Source organism: Desulfovibrio sp., from assembly GCF_035644575.1.
GTDB lineage: Bacteria > Desulfobacterota > Desulfovibrionia > Desulfovibrionales > Desulfovibrionaceae > Desulfovibrio.
Map to the genome: position 1 here is coordinate 1 of NZ_DASQOG010000189.1, position 6,840 is coordinate 6,840.

At 59.0% G+C, this 6,840-nt stretch carries 8 protein-coding genes; 5 read left to right on the forward strand and 3 right to left on the reverse strand.

Annotated features, from left to right (window positions below; genetic code table 11):
• A partial coding sequence (locus tag VEZ52_RS10750; RefSeq protein WP_324836805.1) for an IscA/HesB family protein occupies positions 1–227 on the reverse strand: 227 nt, incomplete at its 3' end.
• A 101-nt stretch (positions 228–328) separates the two neighbouring features.
• Positions 329–655 (reverse strand): IscA/HesB family protein, encoded by a 327-nt coding sequence (locus tag VEZ52_RS10755; protein ID WP_227118199.1) that lies wholly within the window; start codon positions 653–655, stop codon positions 329–331.
• 125 nt (positions 656–780) lie between these two features.
• On the opposite strand from VEZ52_RS10755, the gene pyrR reads away from it, so the two are divergent.
• From pyrR to VEZ52_RS10780, 5 genes are all read left to right on the forward strand, one after another.
• On the forward strand, positions 781–1,317 hold the full coding sequence (gene pyrR / locus VEZ52_RS10760) for a bifunctional pyr operon transcriptional regulator/uracil phosphoribosyltransferase PyrR (RefSeq protein WP_324836806.1): 537 nt from the start codon (positions 781–783) through the stop codon (positions 1,315–1,317).
• 368 nt (positions 1,318–1,685) lie between these two features.
• Complete coding sequence (gene yedE / locus VEZ52_RS10765; RefSeq protein ID WP_324836807.1) at positions 1,686–2,780, forward strand: YedE family putative selenium transporter; 1,095 nt, start codon at positions 1,686–1,688, stop codon at positions 2,778–2,780.
• Entirely contained in the window at positions 2,780–2,998 is a 219-nt protein-coding gene (locus VEZ52_RS10770; RefSeq protein ID WP_240825068.1) for a sulfurtransferase TusA family protein, read from the forward strand. The genes yedE and VEZ52_RS10770 overlap by 1 nt, the downstream gene beginning before the upstream one ends.
• Before the next feature lie 244 nt (positions 2,999–3,242).
• A complete protein-coding gene (locus tag VEZ52_RS10775) occupies positions 3,243–3,776 on the forward strand; it encodes a DUF3343 domain-containing protein (RefSeq protein ID WP_324836810.1) in 534 nt (177 codons plus the stop codon).
• Positions 3,764–4,666 (forward strand): NAD(P)H-hydrate dehydratase, encoded by a 903-nt coding sequence (locus VEZ52_RS10780; RefSeq protein WP_324836808.1) that lies wholly within the window; start codon positions 3,764–3,766, stop codon positions 4,664–4,666. The genes VEZ52_RS10775 and VEZ52_RS10780 overlap by 13 nt, the downstream gene beginning before the upstream one ends.
• Positions 4,667–4,846: 180 nt before the next feature.
• On the opposite strand, the gene VEZ52_RS10785 is transcribed toward VEZ52_RS10780, so the two are convergent.
• Positions 4,847–6,409 (reverse strand): lysylphosphatidylglycerol synthetase family protein, encoded by a 1,563-nt coding sequence (locus VEZ52_RS10785; RefSeq protein ID WP_324836809.1) that lies wholly within the window; start codon positions 6,407–6,409, stop codon positions 4,847–4,849.
• Positions 6,410–6,840 lie beyond the last annotated feature (431 nt).

Here is a 6,840-nt window from a genome sequence, read left to right on the forward strand (position 1 = left end):
AGATCAATCTTCACGCCTTCAACCTGAGCAAGAAGCTCCTTGTTGATGCAGAAGGTGAATCCGCCCTGATCTTCGCTCATATCTTCATCCGTCGCGGCGTCCAGGGCAAGGGCCAGATGCGGCCCGCTGCACCCGCCGGGGGCGAGGTAAACGCGAATGGTGCTTTTTTCCTTACCTTCAAAAAAGGCCGCCAGTTCCTTCTGGGCGCTTTCGGTCAGTTCAAGCATGGTTCCTCCGGTGTTTTTCGATACGCTTGATATTATTATATGGTAGAGTAACGAAAAACAGGCTGGCCTGCTTCGTCCGGCCAGCGGGAAACCACCCCGCCTTACGCGTTGCTGCCGCAGCCGCTCGAGCAGCTGCTGCAACCACCGCTGTTGCCTTCAGAAGCGAAGGGCACTGCGGGTTCAACCGCAAAGCCCATGTAGGTTAAATCAATTTTTACACCCTGCACTTCTGACAGAAGGGCACTGTTGATGCAGAAGGTGTAGCCGGCCTGTTCCTCGGTTTGATCCTGGTCGTTAGGCTCATCCAGAGCCAGGGCAAGGCGCGGGCCGCCTCAGCCTGCGGTCATGTAGACCCGGATGGGATCCTTTTTCTTGCCGGTAAAGAACGAATCCAGTTCCTTACGGGCGCTGTCGGTCAATTCGATCATACGTCCTCCATGATTCGAGTGTTTTACTAACTAAGGTCATGCGTGGGGCTTGTCAATTACCGCAGGGCTTTTCTTTGAAGGCGAAAACGGCTAGAATGACGGGCATATCCACCCTTGGAGGAACCATGTCCACGACCCGGTTACTGGAAAAAGACGAAATGGCGCGGGTACTTGAACGCCTCGCCTCGCAGATACTTGAACGCCACGCTGCATGCCAGGATGTAATGCTGGTGGGCATCGAACGGCGCGGCGCAGACCTGGCCCGACGCATAGCTGCCCTGCTGCAAACGCGCCTTGACCGCGTCATGCCTCTCGGAACCCTGGACATCAATCTGTACCGCGACGACTGGACAAGCCTTGTGGGCAAGCCCAGCATCGGACAGTCGCGCATCACCGAAAGCGTGGACGAAAAGGTTATCATCCTGATTGACGATGTGCTCTACACCGGGCGCACCATCCGTGCCGCCCTCGAGGCTCTGCTCGACTATGGCCGCCCGCGTTGCGTGGAACTGCTGACCCTTATCGACCGTGGTCACCGCGAGCTGCCCATCCATGCGGATTATGTGGGCCGCGTCATCAATACCAGCAGGCAGGAACACGTGGACGTCATGCTTTCCGAACGCGACGGCGAAGACAGCGTGAACCTGACCACCGCATCGTAAAGCAGACCCGAAAAATTACCATTGCTGACGACACGGCCCTGCGAAATGCCCGGCCCAGAAAAGCGCATAGCCGGGGCTTTGACAGCCCCTGGACTGAGCACAGGAACAGAAATTCATTCACATCGCTGACGTGCCGCTCCCCATCGGGCTGCGGCAGCAGACACAGAGCAGAGGAAACCATGCCCAAGCGCAAAACCTGACGCACAGCAAAGAGCTTCACGTTGTGGAGCTTACGCGAACGGCGGCCCGGTTTGGGGCTGGCGCATGGCTTTCCTACCCTGCACCACTGACCCGACAAATCCTCCGTTCGCGCTGCCGTTTCATACATCGGCTTCGCCACGGGCCTGTGGCCCAAAAAGGAGGATTTCATGAAACCAGGCTTCAACTTTTTCTCCACCACAACAGGCATCATTGCCACCGGGCTTGTGTTCGGCGTGCTTGCCGTGTTGCTCCAGCAAATGGGCAATCCCGGCAACATGGGCATCTGCGTGGTCTGCTTTAACCGCGATATCGCTGGCGCGCTGGGCTTTCACCGCGCTGCCGTCGTGCAATATCTGCGGCCAGAAATCATGGGCATGGTGCTTGGCGCATTTGGCGCTGCGCTGGCTTTTGGCGAATACAAGCCGCGCGGCGGCTCGGCTCCCATCACCCGCTTTTTGCTTGGGGGCATAGCGGGTATTGGCGCGCTGGTCTTTCTGGGCTGCCCCTGGCGCGTTATTCTGCGCCTTGCGGGCGGCGACGCCTTTGCACTCTTTGGCCTTGCGGGCCTGATCTGCGGCGTGGGCATTGGCACCATATTTTTCCGCATGGGCTTTTCGCTTGGCCGCAGTCAGGGCCAGAGCAAAATTTCCGGTCTGGTGCTGCCCGGTATCATGCTTTCCTTCGTGGCCCTGTATCTGCTCAATCCGCAGGTGGCGGAGCAGCCGCAGAGCGGCGTGCTCTTCTACTCCGTCAAAGGCCCCGGCGCGCAGCATGCACCATTTATACTCTCCATCGGCGTGGGGCTGATCGTGGGCTTTCTGGCCCAGCGCAGCCGCTTCTGCACCATGGGCGCGCTACGCGACGTGATGCTGTTCAGGCAATGGCATCTGGCACTGGGCTTTCTGGCCATGCTGGGCGCGGCCCTTGTTCTGAACCTGTATTTCGGCGCATTCAAGCCCGGCTTTGAAAACCAGCCAATCGCCCAGCCCGACAACCTCTGGAACTTCCTCGGCATGGCTACTGCCGGTCTGGCCTTTGCCCTTGCGGGCGGCTGCCCTGGCCGTCAGCTCTTCATGGCTGGCGAAGGCGACAACGATGCCGCCGTATTTGCCGTTGGGCTGATCGTTGGCACCGCAGTTGCCCATAACTTCGGTTTGGCCTCCAGCCCCGCAGGGGTCGGCCCTCACGGCATGGCAGCTACCCTTGCCGGTCTTGCCATCTGCCTGTGCATCGGATTCTTCAACTGCAAGAGAGGCGCGTAATGTCTACCACCATTGACACCCGGGGGCTTTCCTGCCCGCAGCCCGTGCTCATGTTTCTTACCGCTGCCAAGGCCGATGAACAGGGGCCTTTCAGCGTATTGGTGGATAACGACGCCAGCCTTGAAAATGTCAGCCGCGCTGCCCGCAACCGGGGATTTGCCGTGAGCACCACTGAAGAAGGCGAAGGCATAACGCGCATAGACATACGCAAGGATTAACGGTCAGCTTGGGGGACTGGCGGCGCGGGCGAGCAAAACGCCCGTGCCGCCGTTGCCGCCCTGATCAGCCAATGATGGCTGCAAGCTGCAATTCCCCAGCTCTCGGCATGAGTGCTGCAACATATCCTGCGAGCCAGAATTTTCGGGAGAAATCATGACGCAGAACAGTTCTCAGACCAGCCTGCTGCAGGGCTTTGCGCAAAAACTGCGCGGCCTGTTTTCTCCCGGCGGCAAAGGTTCGGATATGGATTCTCGCGGCGGCAAGCGCGGCTGCAATGACCGGGGCCTGCTGGTTTTTGACCACACAGGCGAGGTCATCCGCGCCGAACGCCTACTGCGCAAGGCCGGACTGGATGTGGAAGTCAAGGGGCCGCCGCCGGAACTGCGCACAGGTTGCGACATGGTGGTTGTTTTTGAACTGGTGAGTCAGGCGCGCGTTCTGGATGTTCTGGAGCGGGAAGGCCTTGCCCCCAGTCAGGTAGTCAGCGCCCACGATGTGCTGCTGGAGCCAGTGTCCCTGTTTCAGATCAAATATCTGGATAACCGCTGGCTGATGGTGCGCGCCGCCAACATGAAAATTACCCTTGATGCTGCTGACGGACGCATTGTGAATATTTCAGGCGGCGGCTGCCCCGATGTGCCGTGGGTGGCGCATCGGCTGTGCGGCCTGCGCCTTGATGAAGCCCCGGAACCCCTGTCCCTGGGGCAGACCCTCTGCTGCTACAGCCTGCAAAAGGCCTTTGAAGAACTGCGGAGGCAAGTCGCATGTGGTGCATAGCAGGGACCTTGCCCGACCCGGCTTTCGCCCTCTGCCCTGCTGGCCTTGAGGGCGAAAGCACGGTTGCAGGCGGCCTGCTCCACTTGCCCGATGGTCAGGCCGTGCCCGTACAGCGGGGCACCGCGGCCCTTGCCGCCACCGCCATTCTTGCCTGCCGGGAGCTGGGCATTGCGCCGCCGCGTCTGCTGCTGGCGGGCGACTCTGGTTCCGGCGCGGGCAGCCGCGCCATTTACGCATGGCTGGAACAGAATCTGGCAGGCATTGCCCCAGCGGGGCTGACCTTTCACTATCTTTTCCCTGATCAGGATTGGCACAACCGGGTGCTCATGGCCTCTCAGGCCCTTGCCGTGCCGCCAATAATGGTGGCGGATGCGGGCTTTATGTATGTGGCGAAAATGAGCGGTTATGCCGATGCCTACGACCTTTTTACGCCGGATCTGGGCGAGCTGGCCTTTCTGGCAGATGAAAAAGCCCCACACCCCTTTTATACGCGGGGTTTTCTTCTGGCTCGCGAGGATGACGTGCCGCCGCTTTTGCAACGCGCTCTTGAGCACGGCAACTGCCCGAAAAATTTGATTATCAAGGGATCAAAGGACTACATTGTCGTGGATGGCCGCGTGGTCGCCACAGTGGACGCGCCTTCGGTTCCGGCCATGGAATGCATTGGCGGCACAGGCGATCTGGTGACCGGGCTTGCAACGGCTTTTTTGTGCGGCGGCGCTGCAATGGGCGAGGCCTGCACGGCGGCGGCCCGCATGGCGCGTCTGCTGGCGCAGCTCTGCACGCCCAACCCCGGCACCCAGATTGGCGAACTGATTGAAATGCTGCCAAAAGCCATGCACGGTGCGCGCTCCGTGTGGCCGAACACTTTTTCCGCATTATCCGTCTAGCCCGCGCCGCAAGGCGCGGACATGCCCCGCGCAATCAGATTCATGCAGACGGGTGCAACACCCCTACCCGCTGAATCAGCAGGCCCTGCAAGCCCGTTTACAAAAAAAGCGGCCCTCCGTAAGCACGGAAGGCCGCTTTTTTAATGAAGCATACTGTAATAACGATATGCGCTTAGCGCGCTACTCATGATGCGCGGCCTTTTGCCGCCGGGCGCGCAAACGCAAGGCAACGCGCCACAGCCAGCCAGCTGCCAGCCCCACGGCAATGCCAAAAAAATCAAACAGTGTTTGCGCGGCCATGTGCGGGCGGTCAAAACCCCAGGCAGCGGCTTTATTCCACGAGGGATGATAAAGCGCCCAGGCAATGGACGCCATCAAGGCCAGCACGCCCAACGCACCGAACAGCCAGTAGCCGGGGATGGGTTCTTCCCAGAAAAAGGACGAACGGTAAAAACGCCGCCGGGCCATGCACACGGTCAGCAGCACGATGCTGACCATGGATGCGGTGATCCATGAAAAACCATTGAGCAAGGCTCCCGCAATCCCCAGACAGAGACACAGCACCGCCAACTGGAACCCGCGCGACTGCCGCCGCTCAAGCCCGTATGAAACAAAGAGCAGCATGGCGCCCGAAATAGCCGTAAGAAAATGCCCCACAGCCAGCGCCTCGTAAGGAATCATGCTGCGCAAGGCGTGCAGCATGTGCTTGCCGGGCGGCAACATGGCGCAGACAAGCAGAATCACGCCCGCCGCAAAAACCATATAGGCAGAAATGGAGTGCGAGAGTACGGAAAGCCAGCGGCCAGTTTCGCGCAGCATGTCGCTGCGCTGGCGCACCTCATAAACAGCCAGCAGCAATGCGGCTGCCAGCAGCGGAATGATAAAGTAAATGATGCGAAACAGCAGCACCGCCGCAAATACGGCCTGCGCCTGCGTTGTATGGGTAAGGTGCAGAATGACAAGCTCAAAAACACCAACCCCGCCGGGGATGTGCGTAAGCACCACAGCCACCTGGGCCATCAGGTAGCTAGGCAGAAAATCAAGAAATGATATGCCCATGTTGCCGGGCAGCAGCACGTACATGCAGCCCGCTGCGGCGATAATGTCCACCCCGGCCACAAGGGCCTGGGCAAAGGCGATATGCGGCGGCGGGAAAACAAATTCCTTGCCAAACAGGTGTACGGGCTTGCGCACGGTACAGCACAAAATCAGGTAGGAGCAGGCAATAAGCAGCAGCACCACGCCCAGAATACGCACGTCTGTCATGGGCATTTTTGCCAGCAGATCATCAGGAATGGCAGGCGGGCTTATGATAAAAATCAGCCCGCACAACCCGAGAGCGCCCACCCAGAATGTGACCGCCAGCATCAGCACCAGACGCACAATCTCTGCCAGCGAAAAACCCCAGGCCGAATAAAACCGGTAACGCACGCTGGTGCCGCCCAGCAGCGCGCCAAAGTTGTAGCTGACAGCCTGCCCCACAAATGAAACAAGCCCCACGCGGGGCAAAGGCAGGGTTTTGTGAATGGCCTTGAGCGCCAGCCAGTCGTAGCCCACAAGAATAATGTAATTGACCACCATCAGCAGCAACGAGCAGAGAATCCGCCCGTGCGATATCTGGCTTATGCTTTCGCGAATCTGGGCTATACTGTAACTTTTAAGCTTATGGTACAAAAGGTACACGGCCAGAAAAAACACAGCCGTGACAAGCACTGACCCAAGATAACGCAAATATTTTTTCATAGTCTGCCGTTGTTCATACAGTTGTTATTTGCCGCTCAAACCAGGCGTTTCACGCGGCTCTGCCATGCTGGCGCAAGCGCCTGCCGCGTTGGGCGCAACTCCAACATATACGCTGGCTCACTGCCGCGCAAGCCTGAACCTCATGTCGATTACATGACATTATGCAGAGGCAGGGCAGGTCTTCCCCAGCCAGCGCGCTTCGGGGCTTGACCGTTTTGCGCCCAGTAGGTAGGGTGTACTTGCTGTTACGGATCATCCCCCGGTTGACACAGCCGGGTTTAGCGCACTGTCACTGCGGCCCGTGCAGCCTTTTTTTCGGAAAATACCCCCCATTGCTTGCTCCGCTGCCTGGGCAGCGGCGCTTTTTTTTCGTTTGTGAGGTCAGATTATGGCAACCATGACAAGCATCCCCATTTCCGTGCAAGGCTACA